Source organism: Lacticaseibacillus chiayiensis, assembly GCF_004123795.1.
Classification (GTDB): Bacteria; Bacillota; Bacilli; order Lactobacillales; family Lactobacillaceae; genus Lacticaseibacillus; species Lacticaseibacillus chiayiensis.
Map to the genome: position 1 here is coordinate 13128 of NZ_MSSM01000041.1, position 20916 is coordinate 34043.

At 48.6% G+C, this 20916-nt stretch carries 18 protein-coding genes; 15 read left to right on the forward strand and 3 right to left on the reverse strand.

All coding sequences use genetic code 11. The features are described from left to right. Positions 1-153 precede the first annotated feature (153 nt). The 6 genes from glgB (at position 154) to BVJ53_RS13340 (ending at position 10957) form a co-directional block, all read left to right on the forward strand. The gene (glgB, locus tag BVJ53_RS13315; protein WP_238150181.1) at positions 154-2187 is read left to right on the forward strand and encodes a 1,4-alpha-glucan branching protein GlgB; all 2034 of its coding nucleotides are present in this window, start codon (positions 154-156) and stop codon (positions 2185-2187) included. Positions 2188-2557: 370 nt separating this feature from the next. Next, on the forward strand, positions 2558-3700 hold the full coding sequence (locus BVJ53_RS13320) for a glucose-1-phosphate adenylyltransferase (protein WP_129302826.1): 1143 nt from the start codon (positions 2558-2560) through the stop codon (positions 3698-3700). After that, positions 3697-4866: a glucose-1-phosphate adenylyltransferase subunit GlgD gene (gene glgD, locus BVJ53_RS13325; protein ID WP_129302827.1), complete on the forward strand. Its 1170-nt coding sequence runs from the start codon at positions 3697-3699 to the stop codon at positions 4864-4866. Before BVJ53_RS13320 ends, glgD begins: the two co-directional genes overlap by 4 nt. Beyond that, positions 4859-6304 carry a glycogen synthase GlgA gene (gene glgA / locus BVJ53_RS13330; RefSeq protein ID WP_129302828.1) on the forward strand — a complete coding sequence of 482 codons (1446 nt, stop codon included), beginning with the start codon at positions 4859-4861 and terminating at the stop codon, positions 6302-6304. Before glgD ends, glgA begins: the two co-directional genes overlap by 8 nt. 149 nt (positions 6305-6453) lie before the next feature. Then, the gene (locus BVJ53_RS13335) at positions 6454-8871 is read left to right on the forward strand and encodes a glycogen/starch/alpha-glucan phosphorylase (RefSeq protein ID WP_129302829.1); all 2418 of its coding nucleotides are present in this window, start codon (positions 6454-6456) and stop codon (positions 8869-8871) included. Between the two features lie 307 nt (positions 8872-9178). Next, the gene (locus BVJ53_RS13340) at positions 9179-10957 is read left to right on the forward strand and encodes a glycoside hydrolase family 13 protein (protein WP_129302830.1); all 1779 of its coding nucleotides are present in this window, start codon (positions 9179-9181) and stop codon (positions 10955-10957) included. 200 nt (positions 10958-11157) lie between these two features. Here the strand turns inward: BVJ53_RS13340 and BVJ53_RS13350 are convergent, their stop codons facing one another. Next, entirely contained in the window at positions 11158-12087 is a 930-nt protein-coding gene (locus BVJ53_RS13350; protein WP_129302831.1) for an FAD:protein FMN transferase, read from the reverse strand. 150 nt (positions 12088-12237) lie between these two features. Here BVJ53_RS13350 and BVJ53_RS13355 point away from each other — a divergent pair, with 150 nt between their 5' ends. The 6 genes from BVJ53_RS13355 to BVJ53_RS13380 all read left to right on the forward strand — a co-directional run bounded on the left by BVJ53_RS13355 (position 12238) and on the right by BVJ53_RS13380 (position 18135). Continuing rightward, complete coding sequence (locus BVJ53_RS13355; RefSeq protein ID WP_129302832.1) at positions 12238-12594, forward strand: ArsR/SmtB family transcription factor; 357 nt, start codon at positions 12238-12240, stop codon at positions 12592-12594. A gap of 146 nt (positions 12595-12740) precedes the next feature. After that, a complete protein-coding gene (locus BVJ53_RS13360; RefSeq protein WP_129302833.1) occupies positions 12741-13685 on the forward strand; it encodes a cation diffusion facilitator family transporter in 945 nt (314 codons plus the stop codon). A gap of 337 nt (positions 13686-14022) precedes the next feature. Next, positions 14023-15294 carry a tyrosine--tRNA ligase gene (tyrS, locus tag BVJ53_RS13365; RefSeq protein WP_129302834.1) on the forward strand — a complete coding sequence of 424 codons (1272 nt, stop codon included), beginning with the start codon at positions 14023-14025 and terminating at the stop codon, positions 15292-15294. A gap of 299 nt (positions 15295-15593) precedes the next feature. Further along, positions 15594-16799, forward strand: coding sequence for a C40 family peptidase (locus BVJ53_RS13370; RefSeq protein WP_129302835.1), 1206 nt, complete (start codon positions 15594-15596; stop codon positions 16797-16799). Between the two features lie 207 nt (positions 16800-17006). Further along, positions 17007-17414, forward strand: coding sequence for a GNAT family N-acetyltransferase (locus BVJ53_RS13375; protein ID WP_129302836.1), 408 nt, complete (start codon positions 17007-17009; stop codon positions 17412-17414). A gap of 118 nt (positions 17415-17532) precedes the next feature. Continuing rightward, on the forward strand, positions 17533-18135 hold the full coding sequence (locus BVJ53_RS13380) for a guanylate kinase (protein WP_129302837.1): 603 nt from the start codon (positions 17533-17535) through the stop codon (positions 18133-18135). Between the two features lie 67 nt (positions 18136-18202). Here the strand turns inward: BVJ53_RS13380 and BVJ53_RS13385 are convergent, their stop codons facing one another. Further along, complete coding sequence (locus BVJ53_RS13385; RefSeq protein ID WP_129302838.1) at positions 18203-18316, reverse strand: putative metal homeostasis protein; 114 nt, start codon at positions 18314-18316, stop codon at positions 18203-18205. A 111-nt stretch (positions 18317-18427) separates the two neighbouring features. Here BVJ53_RS13385 and BVJ53_RS13390 point away from each other — a divergent pair, with 111 nt between their 5' ends. The 3 genes from BVJ53_RS13390 to BVJ53_RS13400 all read left to right on the forward strand — a co-directional run bounded on the left by BVJ53_RS13390 (position 18428) and on the right by BVJ53_RS13400 (position 20611). Beyond that, positions 18428-18880: a Fur family transcriptional regulator gene (locus BVJ53_RS13390; protein WP_129302839.1), complete on the forward strand. Its 453-nt coding sequence runs from the start codon at positions 18428-18430 to the stop codon at positions 18878-18880. 262 nt (positions 18881-19142) lie between these two features. Further along, positions 19143-19601 (forward strand): hypothetical protein, encoded by a 459-nt coding sequence (locus BVJ53_RS13395; RefSeq protein ID WP_129302840.1) that lies wholly within the window; start codon positions 19143-19145, stop codon positions 19599-19601. A gap of 20 nt (positions 19602-19621) precedes the next feature. After that, positions 19622-20611, forward strand: a complete 990-nt coding sequence (locus BVJ53_RS13400) for a DUF6681 family protein (protein ID WP_129302841.1) — start codon at positions 19622-19624, stop codon at positions 20609-20611. A 176-nt stretch (positions 20612-20787) separates the two neighbouring features. Here the strand turns inward: BVJ53_RS13400 and BVJ53_RS13405 are convergent. Then, the coding region (locus BVJ53_RS13405) for a transposase (RefSeq protein ID WP_137295991.1) at positions 20788-20916 on the reverse strand (129 nt) is incomplete at its 5' end.

Here is a 20916-nt window from a genome sequence, read left to right on the forward strand (position 1 = left end):
AGCAAGCCAAAGCATAACGCGTTCACCGGCGCAGAAACCTGCGTGTAAGAACCTCGGTCGCAATGGCCTAAGCCCGGGCCATCACGCCCAAGGCCGCTTACACTCCGGTTTCTAAGCGCGCTGGTTCACGCTCACGTGATTGGGGGAATGATCATGATCCAAGGATTAAAAGATTGGTTATATCTTTTCAACACAGGACAGGATTTTCAAAGTTACAACCGGTTTGGTGCCCATGAAGTTGAACCTGGTAAATGGTCATTTCTGGTTTGGGCGCCGCACGCCAAGCAGGTCCAAGTCGTCGGCGATTTCAACGATTGGCAAGGCAGCCCACTCACACTACAAGAGCAAACTGGTTGTTGGTATGGTGAGTTACCTGCCCAGAAGCATCAGTTATACAAGTATCAGATCGTTGGTTCGGACGGTGCGACCCACGAAAAGATTGATCCTTATGGCTTCGGCTTTGAACACAAACCCGGCAGTGCCGCGCGTCTGGTCGATGTTCCCCGAATCACTTGGCATGACGATGCCTGGCTGACCAGACGCAGCAAGTGGCGGCCGTATGACGAACCCCTGACGATTTACGAAGTGCACCTCGGCTCGTTCATTCGCGACACCAACGCCGGCCCGGACGGTGGGTACATGACTTATCAAGACGCCATCGATAAGTTGATCCCGTACGTCAAAAATTTAGGTTATACCCACATTGAATTTCTGCCCTTAATGGAACATCCACTCGACGCGTCGTGGGGTTATCAGCTGATGGGCTACTTTGCCCCGACAAGTCGTTTCGGAGATCCTGAAGACTTTCTGCGTTTTGTCGATGCCGCACATGAAGCCGGGCTTGGTATCATCATGGACTGGGTGCCGGGGCATTTTATCAAAAATACCGATATGCTGGCACAGTTTGACGGGACGCCTACTTTTGAATATACCGACCCGCACCGCGCTGAAAATGTTCGGTGGGGCACGTGGAACTTCGATTTAGGCAAGGCGCAGGTTCAAAGTTTCTTAATTTCCAGCGCCATGTATTGGTTGGACCACTGTCATCTCGATGGCCTGCGGGTTGATGCCGTCTCCAACATGCTGTACATGGATTATGACGCTGGCAAGGAAAATGACCGCAACCAATTCGGCGGCCGCGACAACCTCGAAGGCATTGCCTTTTTGAAACGCCTGAACACCAAAATATTTGCCAAGCATCCCGATGTGCTTATGATGGCCGAAGAAAGCTCGGCATATCCGAAGGTGTCAGCGCCGATCAACACGGGTGGCCTGGGCTTCAATTACAAGTGGAACATGGGCTGGATGAACGATACGCTCAAGTTCTTTGAAGAAGATCCGGTTTATCGTCACAGTGATATGAATTTATTGACGTTCTCATTCATGTATATGTACAACGAACAATTCGTCTTACCGTTTTCCCACGACGAGGTGGTGCATGGCAAAAAGAGCCTGATGCACAAAATGCCAGGCGACCGATACAATCAATTCGCCAACCTCCGCACCATGTACGTCTGGCAAACGACATTTCCCGGAAAAAAGCTATTATTCATGGGCAGCGAATGGGGGCAGTTCCTCGAATGGCGCGACTGGAGCGAGCTTGAGTGGGTAGACTTGAAGGATCCGATGAATAAGAAAATGCAAGGGTTCACGAAGACGCTCAATCATTTATACACCGCCCGCCCAAGCCTTTGGCAACAAGATCACCAACCGTCCGGCATTAAGATCACCATGGCCGACGAACCCGATGTCATGAGCTACATTCGCTATGGTAAACAACCAGACGATTTCACGGTGGTCGCAATGAATTTTGTGCCAGTCCAAAAAGACCACTTCAAGATCCCGGTACCAAGACTAGGAACGTACACCGTGCTATTGAACACGGAAAACATCGACTTCGGGGGCACATGGACCAAGTGGCAGGCAACACTAACGGCAAAAGAAGGCAACACCCACGGCGAACCGGCTTGGCTCGACGTCATCTTACCAGCCATGGGCGCCTTAATCATTGCACCAAAAAAACTGACACCATTGCCCAAGCCACCAAAGCAACAACGTAAGCAACAACCAGCAATCTCCGGCAGCCCGTCACCCAAAGCCATCGCCACCCAAAAACGCCAAGCGATCAGTCACCACAAAGATTGGGAACAACACCAGCGCGGGCACAGCCGCCAACAACGTCGCTAAGCGTGAAGAAAGACGATATTTTATAAGGAGTCCTTATGATCGTTGCGCGTGGCTATGGGTGAAAACTGTTTGACATTAAAAAGATATGTGTGTGATAGGATTCTGCGCTTAGAGTCGTTTTAATGAGTGCCAAAGCGGAGCGATCGGAGGCCAGAGGGGGCTCAGCTGTGAAATTGTACTAGCCGGGCGATCTTCCCGGCGTAGTACAAGGCCGAGCTTTGAGACTCAGCGGTCTTTGCTGAGGCTCAAAGTCGTGCCCACAGCGTTCCAGCCCACTCTGGCCGGAGATCGCGGAGTTTGGCACGGTGAAGCATAGAACCTTTTATAGACAAGAAGTTAGGGGGGAAGGCGCACAACATGCGCCGCAATCATGAGTACTGAAATGTTGGGAATCATTCTAGCCGGAGGTCAAGGCACGCGTTTAGGCAAATTAACCAAAACCACCGCTAAGCCATCCGTGCCGTTCGGAGGCCGTTACCGTATCATCGATTTTACCCTGAGTAACTTAGCCAACTCCGGAGTAAACACCGCGGGGGTCATTACCCAGTATCAGCCGCTTGAACTGAATCGCCACATTCAAAACGGTGCTAGCTGGGGCTTGAACGAACGCGGCGCCGGCGTCACGATCCTGCAGCCATATGCCTCAAGCGAAGGCGAAAAGTTCTTTGAAGGCACGGCGCATGCGATCTACCAAAATATTGCGTATATCGATTCGTATAATCCGCAATACCTTTTGATTCTGTCCGGCGATCATATTTACAAAATGGATTATCAAGCCATGCTGGACTACCACAAATCCAAGAAAGCTTCTCTGACCGTGGCCGTCATGCCAGTCGCCAAAGACGAGGCCAAGCGCTTTGGCATTATGAACACCGATGACACTGACCGGATTATCGAATTCGAAGAAAAACCGGCCAAGCCAAAGAGCAACCTGGCGTCCATGGGGATCTATATCTTCAACTGGCCAACACTCAAGCAGTATCTGACCGAAAGTTATGCTACTGATGGCGCAATGGAGGACTTCGGCCACGATGTCATTCCGGCATATTTAACCCATAACGAAGCCAGCTATGCTTACGCGTTCCGTGGTTACTGGAAGGATGTCGGGACGATTCAGAGCCTGTGGGAAGCCAACATGGAATTCCTGAACCCGAACAATCCGCTCAACATTGGCAATCGCAACTGGCGCATTTTCAGCCAAAATGAAGCCTTGCCACCGATGTTCCTGACCAAAACCGCCAAAGTCTCCGGCTCGATGATCGTGGACGGCTGCTATGTGGCTGGCGCCATTCAGCACAGCATCTTGAGTCAGAACGTCAAGATTGGCGAAGGCTCCGTCATTAAAGATAGTATGATCATGCCAAACGCCGTCATCGGCAAGAACGTCACCGTGGATCACGCAATTGTCGGTGAAAATGCGATCATCGGCGACAATGGCAAGGTTATCGGGAAACCAAACGAAATTAGTGTTGTCGGTTACGGGGAAGTTTTAGGAAGGACTGAAAAAGAATGAGAAAAGGCGATTTAGCAGCAATCATTGATCTGAATGAAAAAGACAACCAAATTCAGCCATTGACGGCAGCCCGCCCGATCGGAACGCTGCCATTTGCAGGGCGCTATCGGCTCATTGACTTTCCGCTGTCATCACTGGATCATGCAAATGTTCGCAGTGTGGCGATTTTCCTGCCTAAATCGGGGCGCAGTGTCACCGACCACATCCGCAGCGGCTCCACTTGGAACATGGACCAGATCACCGGCGGCATTTTCACGTATCCGTATATGGCGGGTCGCGACTATGAAGATCCGGAACTGCGGGCGCGTTACTACGACGACTATCTACAGTTTCTGCGTAAGAGCAGCGCCCAGTACACGATTATCATGGGAACGCAAAACGTAGCGAACGTCGATGTTGACGCGATTGTGGCGTATCATCAGGCAGGTGAAAGTCCGGTCACTACCGCTTACAAGAATTTACCAGAAACGGCGATGCAACCTGAAGATCTCACGCTGGACATGACCGAACTTGGGACTGCCAGTTCAGTGGTGCCGGCTTCGGAAAACCGCGGACACTTGAAGGAAGGTAAAATTCCGGCCTTCATGGACATCTATCTCATTGGCACCATCGATTTGATCGATTTACTGGTCGATGCATCCGAAGCGCCGACATTCAAACGTCTTCCGCAGATTATGCGCGAAGCCGTATTGCAAAATAATGCCAATGCGTTTGAATATACCGGTTTCTTGGCCAAACTGAATACCATTCAGCGTTACTATGACGCGAACATGAGCATGCTGGAAGATCAGAATTATCAGGCATTGCTTTATAGCGCTAACTCGATTGAAACCAAGAATAAGAATGAAATTCCAACGTACTTCTCAACCGAATCGAAAGTGACGAACAGCTTGCTCGGCACTGGTGATTTCATTGAAGGTGACGTCAATCATTCGATTCTTTTCCGCAACGTCCACATTCATCGGGACGCGTTGGTTGATCACAGCATTGTCATGCAAGGCAGCAAGGTCGGCACTGGATCCAGCGTGAAATACGCGATTCTGGATAAAGGCGTCATCATTGGGCCGAACCTGGCTTTGGAAGGCACGCCGGAAGAACCGCTTGTATTTTCCAAGAATCAGAAAGTCTTTCAGCCAGATGGTAAGGGAGTGACGGCTCGTGCTTAAAGTTCTTTTTACTGCTGCAGAAAGTGCTCCGTTCTATAAAACTGGCGGCTTAGGCGATGTTACGTATGCCTTGCCAAAAGCGATTAAAAAGCAAGGCATCGACATTCGGGTTGCTATTCCGTTTTATGAAAAGAAATTCCCAGCTAAGTATCTGCCTAAGGTTAAAAATCTGACGCATTTTACGATTGAAACGGGTGGTCGCCCGGTTTACGTGGGCCTTAAAACGATTAAGCTGGGGGATGTGACGTATTATCTGATTGATAACCGCCAATTCTTCGATCGTGACGGCCTGTATGGCTATTGGGACGATGGCGGTCGCTTCGGCTTCTTTCAGATGGCCGTGATTGAGATGCTGCAAGTGATTGAGTGGATTCCGGATATTATTCACGCTAACGATTGGCATACCGCGTTCATTCCGGTGCTATTGAAGGAAAAATATGGCTGGATTCACCCGTATCAACAGATTAAAACCCAACTGACGATCCACAATCTGCAGTTTCAGGGATGGTTTCCGCCTTCGATTCTGGATACGGTCTTTCAAATTGGCCGCCAAAGTTTTAACGATGATGGGTTTGCCCAAGATGGCTCGGTTAACTGGCTTAAGGGCGGCATCAATTTTGCCGATTTAGTGTCGACGGTGAGCCCGAGTTACGCCCAGGAAATTCAATCACCGGCGTTTGGCGAGCATTTGGATGGCACCTTACGCAAACAGAGTGGTAAATTAGTCGGGATCCTGAATGGCATCGACAATGAAGTTTATGATCCGGAAACCGATCCGCATCTGCCATATCATTACAACGCCAAGAATCTGAAAGGCAAGGCCAAAGACAAACGCATTTTGCAAGACGAGATGCATTTGCCAAAGCGATCCGATCCACTGTTTGCGATGGTCAGTCGACTAACCCGTCAAAAAGGCGCTGACTTACTGGTCGATGCGTTGGAAAACTTTCTGGTTCAAAACAATGTTCAAGTCGTTATTTTGGGAACCGGCGATCGCGATCTGGAAGAAGATTTACTGTCGTTGCAGGATCGCTTCCCGGGTCAACTGGCCGTGCGGATTGATTTTGACGAGGCGATGGCGCAACGGATTTATGCCGGCGCTGATTTCTTCATGATGCCAAGCGCGTTTGAACCCAGCGGCTTAGCCCAGATGATGGCCATGCGTTATGGCACGTTACCGATCGTACATGAAACCGGGGGCCTGCGTGATTCGGTGACCCCATATAATGCCGAAACCGGTGCCGGTACTGGTTTTAGCTTCTGGGAATATAACGCGGGGGTTTTTGCAAAAATCTTACGAATGGCTAAGAATGTTTACGCAGATCAGCCAAAGGTTTATGCTCGATTGCAGCAACAGGCGATGGCCATGGACTTCGACTGGCATCATTCGGCAGCTGAATATTTAAAAGGCTATGACCGAATTTTAGGTAAAGCATAAGATGGCAATCAACGAGGTCGGGTCGAATCGTGCGCAAAGCAGGTCAGGCGAACAGCGTCTAACCAACAGCGGCGGAGATTTGACCGGACCTCGTTATTCATGTTTAGGTGAACGGTTACGGTTGTTTATTTTGATGAGGTGTATATTTGATGGCATTAACAAAGGAACAATTCATCACGGAATTCAAAGATATGGCCTTGAGGTTGTACGCGGCGCCAATTGAAGATCTGTCTTCACAGCAGCTTTATCAGGCGTTGGCATTATTGACACGGTCATATATTGCTAAGCCGTGGGCAGATACCAAGGCGCGTTATGATGAGGAAGAAACGAAACAGGTTTTCTATTTCTCGATTGAATTTCTACCGGGCCGTCTCTTGCAATCAAATTTGTTGAATCTCGGCATTTTGGATGAAGTTGAAGCTGGCTTGAAGGAGCTGGATCTGCATCCGGACAAAATTTTTGATGCCGAGGCAGACCCTGGCTTAGGTAACGGCGGACTCGGACGGTTGGCTTCAGCGTTTATGGATGCCATGGCCAGTGTTGGCATGGCCGGTAACGGAAACGGCATTCGCTATCAATATGGCTTGTTTAAGCAGGCATTTGTGAATGGGTATCAAGTTGAATTACCGGATGATTGGATGCGCAATGGTTTTCCTTGGGAGACCCGGAAGGAAAATCGCGCCGTCACTGTGAAGTTTGGCGGCTGGGTTGAATTGCGTCCCAGTCGTGGCGGGCATTTGCGGGTGATTTATCATAACACCGATGATGTCTTGGCGGTGCCGTATGATGTTGCGATGGTGGGCTACCATAATGGCGTTGTTAATAATCTGCGTTTGTGGTCGGCAGAAGCGCCGATTCATGCCGGTACGCATTTTTCCTTGGAACAGCGTGAGCGGATTAATCAGATTACTCAGATTCTGTACCCAGACGATTCCGATAATGCCGGTAAGGAACTGCGATTGCGGCAGGAGTATTTCTTTACCAGTGCAGGCATCCAAAGTATTGTCCGGCACTATCGCCGCACCCACAATAGTATGGCGGGATTTGCCGATCGGGTGGCGATTCACATTAATGATACCCATCCAGCAATGGCAATTCCGGAGCTGATGCGTGTGCTGATGGACGATGAGCATGTCGGTTGGGACGAAGCTTGGCGTATTACGCTCAAAGTGATGAGTTATACAAACCACACACTGTTGTCCGAAGCGCTTGAAGTGTGGCCGATTGATATGTTCAGGGGATTACTGCCACGAATTTATCAAATCGTGCAGGAAATTGATCGCCGCTTCAGGCTGGCGTTTGTGCCGCAGTTTGGGCAAGCCATGATTGATCGGATCGCACCGCTGGGTAACGGCCAAGTACGGATGGCCTATCTGGCAACGATTGGCTCACATGCGGTTAATGGCGTGGCACCACTGCACAGTGAACTGCTCAAAAAAGATGTGCTGCATGATCTTTTCCAGATTTTCCCGGAGCGGTTCAACAACAAAACGAATGGCATCACGCCGCGGCGCTGGATTCAAATCGGTGATCGGCCACTGGCACATTTGCTGGACAAGAAAATCGGTACGGCATGGCGGCAAAATCCACTAGCGTTGCGGAAATTGCATGATTTTATTGACGATAAGCGTTTCCTGTCTGATTTAAATGCGACTAAGGCCGAAAATAAACGTGAATTGGCTAAGTACATTGATCAGATGGTTCATGTGAAAGTCGATCCTGATGCCATTTTCGATGTGCAGATTAAGCGGTTGCATGCGTATAAGCGCCAATTATTGCATGTTTTGGGTATTTTGGATGCGTATCTGGCGATTAAGCGCGGCGAAAAGCGACCGAAGCGCCTGCATATTTTTGGGGCCAAAGCTGCGCCTAGTTATGTTTATGCCAAGGAAATTATTAAGGTCATGAATGCAGTGGCCAATATGGTCAATAGCGATCCGGAAGTCAGTCCTTATTTGCAGGTCGTGTTCTTGCCTAACTATGGTGTCACGATGGCTGAAAAGATTATTCCCGGTGCGGACATTTCCGAGCAGATTTCAACGGCCGGGAAGGAAGCTAGTGGTACGAGCAACATGAAGCTGATGAGCGCCGGGGCGTTAACCTTAGCGACGCTGGATGGTGCGAATATCGAGATTAAAAATGCGGTTGGTGATGATAATATCGAAATTTTCGGGTTGACCGAAAAAGAAATTGCCGGGTACTATCAGCGCGGTGATTATCGTTCGCGGGACTTTTATGAAAAGGATCCGCGGTTGCATGCCGTGTTGGATATGCTGGTGAATGGGAAGATTCCGGGGATTGAGACGGAAGGCCGCGATATTTATAATGCGCTGTTGATGTACAATGATGAGTATTTTGTGCTGGCGGACTTTGAGAGTTATTTGGCGGCTAATGCCCGGGTGGATAAGTTGTATCAGCAGCCGCAGCTTTGGGCGAAAAAGGTGCTTGTGAATATTGCGGAGAGTGGTCGGTTCTCGGCGGACTTTACGGTGCAGCGGTATGGGCGTGAGATTTGGCATGTACTGCCGCAGACGCCTGAGGATGATGGTAGTGATACGGAAGGTTAGTTAAACAGCGTTTTGGTGTCATCAAGTGTTCTCTGATGCTCCGTGCCAAACTCCGCTATCTCCGGCGGTTTGAGGCTGGAACGTGGTGGGCACGACTTTGAGCCTCTGCAAAAAGCGCAGAGTCTCAAAGCTCGGCCTTGTTGTAGGCGGGGCAAAAGGCGCCCCACCAACAACAATTTCACCACTGAGCCCCAAACCGCCTCCGATAGCTCCGCTTTGGCACTCTGCGTTGGTTGGCACTGCATTAGCTCATCAACTAAGGCTAATATCACTGCACTGCCATATTTTGTAAAGCAAGGAGGTTCACATGTTTCAATTTGATTCATTTACCGATCGGCGGCCGTTTGGGGCTGTTCGGGAGGGGACTTTGGTGCATTTTTCGGCTAAGGCTGATGGTGCCGTGACGCAGGCTTCTCTGGTGATTGCTGCGGATGGGCATTGGGATCAGGCGCAGTCGTTGCCGATGACGCAGAGTCCGAATGGGTTTGCGGTTGCTTTTGCGCCGCCAACTTCCGGGTTGTGGTTTTATCATTTTGAATTGCAAACCGATGAAGGCCGTCAACGTTTTGGGGCGGTTGAAGGCGGTTTTGGCGGCATGGGGCAGGTTTATCCGGAAAATGGCGACGTGGTGAGCTTTCAACTGACGGTGGTGCAAGAGTTTGATGCTGTTCCCAGTTGGTATCAGCATGCCCGCTTTTACCATATCTTTGTGGATCGGTTTCAAAATGGCAATGCAGATGGCCATGTGAATGCGCCTAAGGCTAATTCATTTATTTATGGGCGGCAGTCGGATCGGCCGATGTATATACGCGGGAATAACGGGGAAGTTCTCCGCTGGGATTTTTATGGCGGTAATTTGGCCGGCATTCAGCAAAAGCTGCCATTGCTGGCGTCGCGGGGGATTAATGCGTTGTATCTGAGCCCGATTTTTCAGGCCCGCAGTAATCATCGTTATGACACCGGTGATTATTATGCAATTGATGAAGTTTTGGGCACGCTGCATGACTTTAAACAATTTTTGGCGGCGGCGCATCGACAGGGGATGCATGTCATCCTTGATGGCGTGTTTAACCATGTCGGGGCGGATAGTCGGTATTTTAATGCGGTGAATGAATACAATGATGTTGGAGCGGCCAACAGCTTGGATTCGCCGTATGCATCATGGTTTTCGTTTAAGCGTTTCCCAGACGATTATAACAGCTGGTGGGGCGTGAAGGATCTGCCGGCGATTAATAAAGACAATCAGAATTTTCATAATTTTATTGCCGCCAAAAAGGATTCGGTCATTAGCTATTGGACGAATATGGGTGTTGATGGCTGGCGATTGGATGTTGCTGATGAACTGACCGATGGCTTTATTCGGCAGATTCGGAGCACGCTTGATCAGTTCCCTGATCGCGTTTTGATTGGCGAAGTGTGGGAAGATGCTTCCAACAAGCAGGCTTATGGCAAGCGGCGCCAGTATTTTGAGGGCGGTGAGCTGAATGCTGTGATGAACTACCCGTTGCGGTCGATGCTGATTGATTTTGTCAATGGACAGCTCAATGCGGCCGGTTTTGTCCGCCAATTGATGACGTTAAAAGAAAATTATCCGTCAAATGCGTTTGATTTTAATTTTAATAACATCGGTACTCACGATACGCCGCGGATTTTAACGGTTTTGAACGGCAATCGTCAGAAGTTGAAGTTGTTGGTTTCGCTTTTCTATTGGTTGCCAGGGGTGCCGTGTCTGTATTACGGCGACGAAGCAGGGCTGACTGGTGGGAAGGATCCTGATAACCGCGCCTTTTATCCTTGGGGGCATGAAGATCAGGAGATCATGGATTTGTACCAGATTGCGATTCAGACCCGCATTGATCAACCGGCATTGGCGGCGGATGCTGCATTCTTTCCGTTTACTTTTGAAGACAGTTTCGGCTTTGTCCGCCAGAACGAGGAGCAGACGCTAGTGGTATTGGCCAATCCAACCTGTTCGCCCCAAGCGCTACAGGATGCCAATACCAAGCTTGTTCCGGCAAATCTACGCCCGCTGTTACCGGTGGCGACGATGGTGCCGCCATGCAGCGTGATTTGGCAAGAACTTTAGGAGCAGAGTTGGCTTTTGATAACTGACACGAGCATTAAAAAAACAGCAACCCGGCATTTTCGACAGTTGGGTGCTGTTTTTGTGTGAGCGTGAGCCGGCCCGGTTAGAAACTGGAGTGTAAGTGGCCCCGGGCGTGATGGCCGTCTTACACGCAGGTTTCTGGGCTGGCGAACGCGTTATGGTTCTAATGTCGTTTCCGGCTACACTGTAATGGCTAAGGTTTCGCGCAGGCCGCTGGTTTGGTAGACGCGGGTTTCTTTGGTGACGAAAATGGCTTCCTGACCTTCTGCCTCGATGGCGTCGTACCCAGCCGGAATGCCAGCGTAGAAGCCGATGGAGGACAATACATCGCCAAGGAGACCATTATCGGCAACTACCGTAATGCTGGCCATGTTGGATTCAACCGGATAACCTCTGTTGGGGTCGATTAAGTGGTGATATTCCTTGCCGGCGATTTTGGAATAGCGTTCAAAAACGCCGGTTGTCACAACCGCTTTTGGCTCAGTTGTCAAGGTCGCAATACTGTGCTTTTCAGGATACCGCGGATCGGCGATTGGCCACTGCCATAGCGGAATACCGCTGGCTGCTTTGCCGACCAGTCGTTGGTTGCCGCCTAAGTCGATCAGACCGCCTTCGACGCCGGTTTTGTCCCATAGATCATAAACCTGATCCACGATAAAGCCCTTGGCAATGCCGCCCAGATCGAGCGCCATGCCTTCTTTAGGTAGAAAAACGGTTTGATTTTCCGAATCCAGTTCAACCAGATTTGGATCGGTTAGCGCTAATGCGGCACTGACTTCACTGGCAGACGGAATACGCGCATCCGCAAAACCAATGCGCCATAGCTTAACAATCGGACCGATTAACGCATTGTAACCAAGTCCGCGCTTGCTCCAGGCGATCGCTTGGGCAATGAGATTGAAGACCGGGCGGATTGGGATGTGAACCGGCGCTTTACCGGCCTGATTGTTGATCATGACGAGCAGCGATTCTTCATCATAGAGCGACAGTAAATGGGCATAGGCGCGAATCATGCTGATGCTTTGATTCAGTAGTTCATCAGCGCCGCCTGTGTAAATGGTCAGTGTGTTGTCCGCCCCTAAGCCATGAAAGGTTGTAGTCGTTGTCATAGTGCACCTCCAAAGTCGTTGATTGTTCTTGGTTACAGTATGAACGGTTTGCATATTTGTTGCAATCGTTACGATTTCAGGTAATATTCGATGTGAGTGGTAACGGATTCATGTGGCGTTCACCGTATAAGTCACTAAAAGGAGTAGGTTATGGCGTACAGCTTGGCACAACAGGAAGCATTAAAAGAATTCAAGCAAGACATCGGACATCTAAACGCATTATCAAATACGAATCGTCAAAGGCTCATTATGATACTTGGTGCCGCTAAAAATAACTCCGGCGTCAAGGTCAGTGATTTGGCCGATGCGATCGGGTTGTCGCAACCGGCAACATCGCATCATTTGAAAAGGTTAAAGGACATCGGTATGGTCGCATCGCGGCATGAGGGTAATATGATTTACTACTACTTGACTTTAGACGACACCATTGCGCGATTGGAACGTCTGGCCGGTGCGTTAAGGCGGCAGACGGAAGAATATGAGACTGGTGAATCACAGGATAGCTGAGAAGCTGATCCGCAATTGGATGTGATGAATGTAAAAGTTTTGTAAGAAAGCGTTTGCGTCATTTAAAACGAATATTTTATGATGGTACAGCCATATTGATGCTTTACAATGGTTGTTAAATAGTTTGTTCAACGAGGGGGATTAGCATGGATGCTGGACGCAATATTTTAAAAGATGAGCAGCGCCGATTTGCGCGCCTTAAAAGTGCCCAGCATGCCGCCGCATTAAATTTATTGGTTTATGGCGGTTTGACGGTGGCCGAATTATGGATTGCCCAGCTGGCGCATTCTCGAGCATTGGCAGCGGATGGGTTGAATAACCTGACCGGGGTAGCTTCGGCACTTATCTTGCTTTGGGGGTTGCAGATTTCCCAGCAGCGACCTGATAATGAGCATCGCTTTGGCCATTGGCGGTTTCAAACGATTGCAACTTTATTCTCTGGCTTGATTATGTTGGTGGTTGGCGCGGATGTTGTCCTGGATGGCTATCACGGCTTGCAGGCTTGGTATCAAGGCAAAGTCCAAGTTCCTGGTATACTGGCGGTTTACGTGAGTCTGGCGGCCGGATTAGCCATGGGTGCCATCTCGTTAATGAATCATATTCGGGCAAAACAGCTCAACAGTAGCGTTTTGCGGACTGCTTCTAAGGACAGTTTTTCAGACGCTGCGACAAGTGCTGGTACGTTGTTGGCCATTTTAGGTGCCAAAGCAGGTTGGTTATGGCTTGATGGCGGTGCTGCGCTTGCAGTCGGGATTTTGATTTTGTATGCAGCTTGGACTATCCTTCGAGACGCCATTTTTGAATTGACGGATGGTTTTGACACTAAGGAAATTACGGCGTATCGGCAGACGATTACCCAGGTGCCCGGCGTCCTCGGCGTTCAAAGCATCGAAGCCCGGTACGCCGGCGACGCAGTTTTGCTCACCATTGGTATTCGGGTTGATCCCAAGATGACGGTTGCCGATTCGTATGAATTAGGCGAACAGGTTGAGCGGAAGCTGATGGATAAATATGATATTCTGGATGCCGATGTCAAAACGTATCCAGCCGATTTACCGCCCAATGATGCGCCGCAAGATCCGCAAAATTAGCTAGTCGATCGGTCAATAATTTTGAAAATATTGACGCTGTACAAATTCTGAGCATGTGTTAAGATTTGAAGTATCATTTACCAGTTGAGTCGCAGTAGTGGTGTTAAGTAGGGCTCAGAAAAACGGTGGTTGCTGCAAACCGTTCCGCTTAACAGCATGAATTACAACTCAAAAACCACTGGCCGCGGGTCATGCCGATATCCATGAGAGTGATGCATAGCATAATCTGGGTGGTACCGCGGTGAAAGTCGTCCCTGATCTTAATTTATTTAGATCAGGGACTTTTTTTCGTGAGCGGACCCGGCTCGCACACATGACAAGTAGGAGGATTTGACTGATGACAGAAATACGACGAGGCAAAATTTTAGACGAATTAAAATGGCGTGGCGCACTGAATCAACTGACAGATGAAGATGGCTTGCGCAAGCTGACCCAAGAGAAGGCAGTCAGCGTTTATTGCGGCACGGACCCGACCGGCGATTCTTTGCATGTTGGCCATTTGATCCCGTTCATGATCCTCAAGCGCTTTCAGTTGATGGGTCACCGCCCAGTGATTGTTATCGGTGGTGGTACCGGTTCAATCGGCGATCCGTCCGGGCGTAATTCCGAGCGGGTCCTCCAGACCATGGACACGATCGCTGCCAACAAAAAGAAATTAACTGCGCAGATGGAGAATCTGTTTGGCACGGAAGATTTCCGGATTGTCGATAATTATGATTGGTTATCAAAAATCTCGATGCTGGACTTTTTGCGGGATTACGGGAAGCTATTTTCTGTCAATAACATGTTGAATAAAGAGGTTGTGGCCAGTCGTCTGGAAACGGGCATTTCTTACACTGAATTCACTTATCAGATTTTGCAATCGGTTGATTTTCTGCATCTGTTCAAACACGAAGACGTTCAGCTGCAAATTGGTGGTGCCGATCAATGGGGCAACATCACAGCAGGGATTGACCTGATTCACCGGATCGAAGGCCCTGAAGCTCGTGCATACGGCCTCACGAATCCGCTGATGTTGAAGGCTGATGGCACCAAGTTTGGCAAATCCGCAGGCGGGGCGGTTTGGCTTGATCCGGAAAAAACGTCACCGTACGAATTCTACCAATTCTGGTTCAACCAGGATGACGCCGATGTTGAAAAGTTCCTTAAGTTTTTCACGTTCCTGTCACGGGATGCGATTGCGGAATTGGTTGAAGCGACGAAAACACATCCAGAAAAACGCGAAGCACAACGCGAATTGGCCCGCTCCGTCACGAAGTTTGTTCACGGCCAAAAAGCGGTTGATCAAGCCGAAAGTATCAGTGCCGCACTTTTCTCCGGCGATGTCGCAGACTTGAGCGCCGAAGAAATCAAGCAGGGATTTAAGCAGTTTCCAACGGTGGAAGCACCTCAAACTTCAGAGAATATCGTCACTTGGCTGGTAGATACCACAAAAATCGAACCGAGTCGGCGGCAGGCGCGTGAGGACATTCAAAATGGCGCGATCACGATTAACGGGACACGGCAACGCGAGCTCGATTTTGAAGTTGACCCGAGTACCCATTTTGACGGTCAATATGTCATTGTTCGACGCGGGAAAAAGCGTTACTTCCTAGTTAAGATCAAATAAACGATATCGTTGACGGTTGATTTGACTGAGTAAACGTTCCCATTAAAAAAGCTAGCCATTAAAAATTAAATGACAGACACTGAAAAAAACCAGGAATGAAGTCGCACTTTATTCCTGATTTTTTTGTATGTCAACGTGGAAATATAACTAGAACGTAAAGTAGTTATCAATATGATCATAAAATAATGTTGATTTAATTGCGAAAGTATTCTGATGGTAACGGCCTTGTAACAAGCCTGTAATAGTTCAGTGTTAATGTGACAATTGTGAACAAAAAGAGAGCAGGAGTGGCGATAAAGATGAGATTACGGCAATTAGTTACGGGCGCTATCACCGTTGCAACATTAGCTGGCGTTGGGGTTTCGGGTGTAGCAGCAACAACCGTTCGCGCAGCAGACGATAAGTCAAGTTTGCAAGCGAAGAACGATGATTTGATGAAGCAGCTTCAGGCAGCTAGCGATAAAAGCGCAAAGCTGAGTAATGACGTTTCCAACAAGGTTTTAGCCATTCAGCAAGCTGAAGCAAAGATCAAAAACAGTCAGGCTAAGATCGATGATCTCGATGGCCAGCTGACTAAAGCCAACCAGGAAGTTAGCCAACGCAAGAGTAATTTGAAGGATCAGTTGATTTCTCTGCAAAAACGGGTTGGCAATTCGGTTACCGGCAATGTCTATTTTGACTTTATCCTGAATTCAGATAGCTTGACCGACTTGGTGGGTCGTTCCTTAACTGTTAGCAAGTTGAGTCAGGCTAGCACCGAGGCCCTTCAGGCAGTCAAGGATTCCGAGGTAAAAGTCAAGAATCTGAAGGCCAGCCAAGAAGCCAAGCAAAAAGAATTGGTAGCAACCAAGGCGCAACTTGAAAGCGACAAGGCCAAGATCGATAGTTTGAAGGCGGATGCAGACAAAGCAGCTGGTGATGCGCAAAAGATGATTGATGCCAACAAAGACAAGTTAGCTGAATTGGCTGCTGAAGAAGCTGCCAAGACCGCAGCTGCACAAAAGGCTATCAGTGATGCAGCAAGCACCACTTCTACTTCAACAGCGTCAAGCACAAGCACAAGCACAAGTACTGCTTCTGCAAGCAACAATGCTTCCAGTACAAACGTGACCTCCTCTACGGCACCTGCTTCAGCTGGCAGCAGCACAGTTTCCGTTTCTGGCGGCAGCATCGCAAGTAACGCTGCTAAGTATCTCGGTGTGCCATATGTTTATGGCGGCACTTCGCCTTCAGGCTTTGACTGCTCAGGTTTGATTTACTACGCTGCTAAAGAAGCCGGCGTTAGCTTGCCACGGACTTCGCAAGCTCAAAGTACGCTCGGTTCTTACGTGGCAGTTTCCGATCTTCAGGCCGGCGACTTAGTCTTCTGGGGCGGCGTTGGAAGTGCCTATCACGTTGGCATTTACATCGGCAATGGCCAATACATTCACGCGCCTGCACCGGGTCAAAGTGTCACTGTTCAAAGCGTTGCATACTTTGCACCTAGTTTTGGTCGACGTCTCTAATTAGTTGTTCACATCCTGCAAAATAGATACTTCAAAGATCGGTCATGGTGGCCGGTCTTTTTCTTTAAAAATAGCTTCAAAATAATCAGACGATTTGCGAGCCAATTATCTGCTTTCTATGCGACAATATAATCAAAATAATGATGGAATGAGAATGAGTGCTTGACAAGAAATACTGATTCTTGTTCACACAAGGAGGGAATAAAGATGATCAAGATTGATAATCGCGCACTGGATACCGAAGCTGTGTTAGCCTTATATCAAGCCGTTGGATGGGTGATGTACACGCGCGATCCAGCAAAACTAAAACGAGCCTTGGCACAGTCGCTTATGATCTTGGGGGCATTTGATGGGGACCGGTTAGTCGGGTTAATTCGGGCAGTCGGTGACGGTGAAACGATTCTTTTTATTCAGGATCTACTGGTGCTTCCAAGCTATCAACGTCAGGGAATTGGTCGCCAATTGGTGAACACATTGGTCAACCAATTTCCTGAAGTGCGGCAGCGGGTTTTATTAACAGATGATCAGCCGGATACGCGTGCTTTTTATGAAAAGATCGGCTTTGTGTCGAGTGATCAATTTGGGGTTGTCGCTTTTTATCAGGACTTGTCCTGAAGTTGCGAGTAGAAAAGGGTAGCTTGATTTCGTGTTTAAATACCACTCAATGCTGATTTTCAGCTGACGAATTGACGCTGATTTGGTACAATCGAGGCAATATTCAAGGAGGCGGATTATGAAAGTGGCGCACAAGTTGATTGTGATCACAGGGGCAACAGGTACTGGCAAAACAACGGTGAGCGCGTACTTGCGCGATAATTACCGAATTCATCGCGTCATGACGCACACGACTCGTCCGGCTCGTAAAGGTGAAGAGAATGGCATTGATTATTATTTTGAAACGCCGTCAAGTTTTGCAACGAAACATTTTATCGAAAAGGTCAATTATGCTGGCTATGAATATGGCTCCTCACATGAGTCACTTGAGAAAAACTGGGCAAAGCATCCTTTTTTAAGTATTGTTTTGGATACTAAAGGGGCGATCACTTATGTTCACGAACTGCCTAAAGAGGTTGTGGTGTTATTCCTCACCATTGACGATCCGACTGTTCTGAAGGATCGCTTGTTGGGCCGTGGTGATGATCCGGCGATGGTAGCGGCTCGGCTGAAGAGTCCTGAATATAAACGGGATTTAACCTTGCCGAGTGAGCTTAAGCCGTTTGCCACGGTGATCAAAAATGACCGTTGGAACGAAGCACGGGAACAGGTTGACCGGTTCATGAAAGATCTAGCGCTTAAAAGCTGCGGTTTAATGTCGCTGAATCCAGAACAAAAATAAAACGTGACCCTTCACCATGTTTTAGCAAAAGGCCACGTTCGATCTGTTTCGGAGATCTGTTAACAAATTATTTAATCGGTTTCTTAACAGCCTTAATCACACGTTTAGCGCGTGAACGGGTCTTGGGATTCTTACTCTTCAAACGACGTGCAGCAGATGCATAATCGGTTTTCTCAGACATATTGCTTCCTCCTGTCAGGCGTGTTACACTAAGCAGTGCTAATCGTAATCAATACGATTTGATATATTACACGTCTTAAGTTAAAGTGTCAAGCCAAAGGAGCTTATTTCTATGGATAACACAACAATTGCATTAAAGCAGTTAAAACAACACGGTTACCGGGTCACCAAACAACGTGAGTCAATGGTGGACTATCTAGGCAGGAATCAGCATCGCTATACGGCAGTCACGATTCTGGATCGGTATATGCGCACGCAATTTCCCGGGGTGTCGCATGATACGATTTATCGCAACGTCAAATCGTTTATCGAAATGGGCATTCTGGAAAGTCGCATGCAAGACGATCAAATCGTGGTTAAACTGCAGTGTGATTTCCAGCATCCACATCATCACCATTTTATTTGTACGAACTGTGGCAAGGTGATCGAACTTAAAATGTGTCCATTGAATTTCTTTGAAGATCAAGTTCCCGGCGCTAAAATTCAGAGCCACAATTTTGAACTCTATGGTTTGTGCGCAGAATGCCAGAAGCGGGCGAATAGCTTGAAAGAAGCTAACGCATAACGAATCGTTGCAAGTGAATCACGCAAATGTGCTCCATAGATGACCGGCACCAGAGATGATCTTATCTCTGATGTCGTTTTTTATTGACGTGCTGAGGTGCGTGTCTCAACGCTGCCCAATGCGTCAGTATGTATATTCTGATTTTTCAAAAGAGCAGCACTTTGGCTAGCGCTGTAAATAGCGTATAATTTTAGCGGTAACTTAAGGTGCTTCCTGCTACTTTTGGGGTAAAATGAAACGATGAATGAAAGGAGCTGGCTTCATGGCTTATCGAACACCGCCATTATTACCGCCGACTGCCATTGTTTCGCTGATTGTTTTGATTAGTGCGTATAACATTGTGAATACCATCAATCCGATCAATCAGCCTAAATCGGCAACAGAGCAGAGTTCATTGGTATCTAAAATAAAATCCGAATCGGCTTCTAAGGCAGCGCGTTCAGCATCACCTAAGCCTGAAACTAGTCAGAGTTCAGCGCCCCAACCGTCTGCTTCTAGTCAATCGGAGACGCAGCCGAGCCATCAGGAGAACGACAACGAAGCAACCAGTACCGCGAGTGCAACGTCGACGCCAAGTGCGGCAACCTCGACCTCAAGGACTTCAACACCCTCTGTGACGTCTACACCAAGCACCGCTTCAACCAATAATGGGCAGACGACTGATCGGAACCACACAAGTAATGGTCAAGGAACTGACACAACCGGCACGAATGGCCAATAAGCTGCGGGAAGGATGAAATCATGTTAACTGTTATTGATATTATCAACCGCGTGCTAGGCTACTTTAACATTGCCGATAAACCCAAAGGCAAGGCCTTCACGTGGGTGGCATTTGTCGCTAATTTTTATTTGCTGTATGTCGCCATTGAAAACCTGCGCTATCCCGGTTTTCGGATCCGAGGGGCGTTGTTCATGCTGGCGTTTGTTGTCTTTTTGTATTTTATTGCGTTAAACTTTCTCTACTACTTTACAGATAAGACAACCCGCTTTGATATTTCGCCGACTGTTGAAAAATGGCTGGGCAGTAATGGCGCGAAGAAAGCCGATGCTGAAAATGAGCTAAAAACGCAATTAGGCGCCGCACCAGCAAATGGTGTGTTTTCCCAAGAGCAGATGCTGACGGCAGACGTTATGTTAACCGATGAACAACAAGCCAATCTTGATGCGCTGGTTGACAGTCTGGTCAACCAAGGCGTTTTAAGTTTGAATTATCAGGGTCTGGATGACAAAGCTGTCAGTCGGATCGCGCAGGAGACCCAACAGCCGGTTCTGGCCATCGGTGCGCCATTCCCGTTGCCATTTTTTGATTTGCAACATGTGAACGATCAGCTAATTATTACTGGCGGCTTAAACGCGTTGACGGCTAAACCGTTGGCAACAGTCAAGCGAGTTGGTCTGCTGCCGGTTGAAAAAGCAGTGCAGGACTATCATCTAGTGGCCGCCAATGCCTTTCTGATTGGCGGCGAGCAGAAGCTCTTGGGTCGTAGCGGGTTGCGGAAAGAATCGCAGCCATACAGCTTGACGGTGCAACTGGCTTATCAGGATAAGTCGTCTGCAGCGTCTCAGGAAAAGGTTGCTGCCGAAACGCATTCTGTGGAGGAGCGGCAGCCAGACGCACCGCAGGCAACTAGAGAAGGACGTCACGCCTTTGATAGCAATGCAACGGCCGAGTTGGAGCAGCAAGCCTCAGAGCGACTGCCAACTCGGGAAAGTAAGCGGCATCAGAAATAAGATAGTGACACAGTGTCATTTGCCATATAAAAATAGTGTCAGAAAGTCACGACATTTCACGTTGACAACCAGTCGAGGTGAAATGCCGCGACTTTTTGGGCTCTGCGTCAACTGGTGTTGAAGAATAAATTTATCATTTGAGGCGGTTCTCCATTTGGGGAGCCGTCTTTGTCATGTTATGCCGTGATTTGGTAGATTCGTTTGAAGAAGTTCAGCTGATTCTTGAAGCCAAAACAGGATCGTTTGAGTGACTTGATGAGGCGGTTAACCCCTTCGATCGGACCGTTGGAATAAGGGCTGGTGAC

Coding starts and splice junctions, on each gene's coding strand:
- BVJ53_RS13340 (WP_129302830.1), top strand. CDS start 9,179: ATGTTTCAATTTGATTCATTTACCGATCGGCGGCCGTTTGGGGCTGTT.
- glgB (WP_238150181.1), top strand. CDS start 154: ATGATCCAAGGATTAAAAGATTGGTTATATCTTTTCAACACAGGACAG.
- tyrS (WP_129302834.1), top strand. CDS start 14,023: ATGACAGAAATACGACGAGGCAAAATTTTAGACGAATTAAAATGGCGT.
- BVJ53_RS13355 (WP_129302832.1), top strand. CDS start 12,238: ATGGCGTACAGCTTGGCACAACAGGAAGCATTAAAAGAATTCAAGCAA.
- BVJ53_RS13395 (WP_129302840.1), top strand. CDS start 19,143: ATGGCTTATCGAACACCGCCATTATTACCGCCGACTGCCATTGTTTCG.
- BVJ53_RS13380 (WP_129302837.1), top strand. CDS start 17,533: ATGAAAGTGGCGCACAAGTTGATTGTGATCACAGGGGCAACAGGTACT.
- BVJ53_RS13375 (WP_129302836.1), top strand. CDS start 17,007: ATGATCAAGATTGATAATCGCGCACTGGATACCGAAGCTGTGTTAGCC.
- BVJ53_RS13400 (WP_129302841.1), top strand. CDS start 19,622: ATGTTAACTGTTATTGATATTATCAACCGCGTGCTAGGCTACTTTAAC.
- BVJ53_RS13390 (WP_129302839.1), top strand. CDS start 18,428: ATGGATAACACAACAATTGCATTAAAGCAGTTAAAACAACACGGTTAC.
- BVJ53_RS13360 (WP_129302833.1), top strand. CDS start 12,741: ATGGATGCTGGACGCAATATTTTAAAAGATGAGCAGCGCCGATTTGCG.
- glgD (WP_129302827.1), top strand. CDS start 3,697: ATGAGAAAAGGCGATTTAGCAGCAATCATTGATCTGAATGAAAAAGAC.
- BVJ53_RS13350 (WP_129302831.1), bottom strand. CDS start 12,087: ATGACAACGACTACAACCTTTCATGGCTTAGGGGCGGACAACACACTG.
- BVJ53_RS13385 (WP_129302838.1), bottom strand. CDS start 18,316: ATGTCTGAGAAAACCGATTATGCATCTGCTGCACGTCGTTTGAAGAGT.
- BVJ53_RS13335 (WP_129302829.1), top strand. CDS start 6,454: ATGGCATTAACAAAGGAACAATTCATCACGGAATTCAAAGATATGGCC.
- BVJ53_RS13370 (WP_129302835.1), top strand. CDS start 15,594: ATGAGATTACGGCAATTAGTTACGGGCGCTATCACCGTTGCAACATTA.
- BVJ53_RS13320 (WP_129302826.1), top strand. CDS start 2,558: ATGAGTACTGAAATGTTGGGAATCATTCTAGCCGGAGGTCAAGGCACG.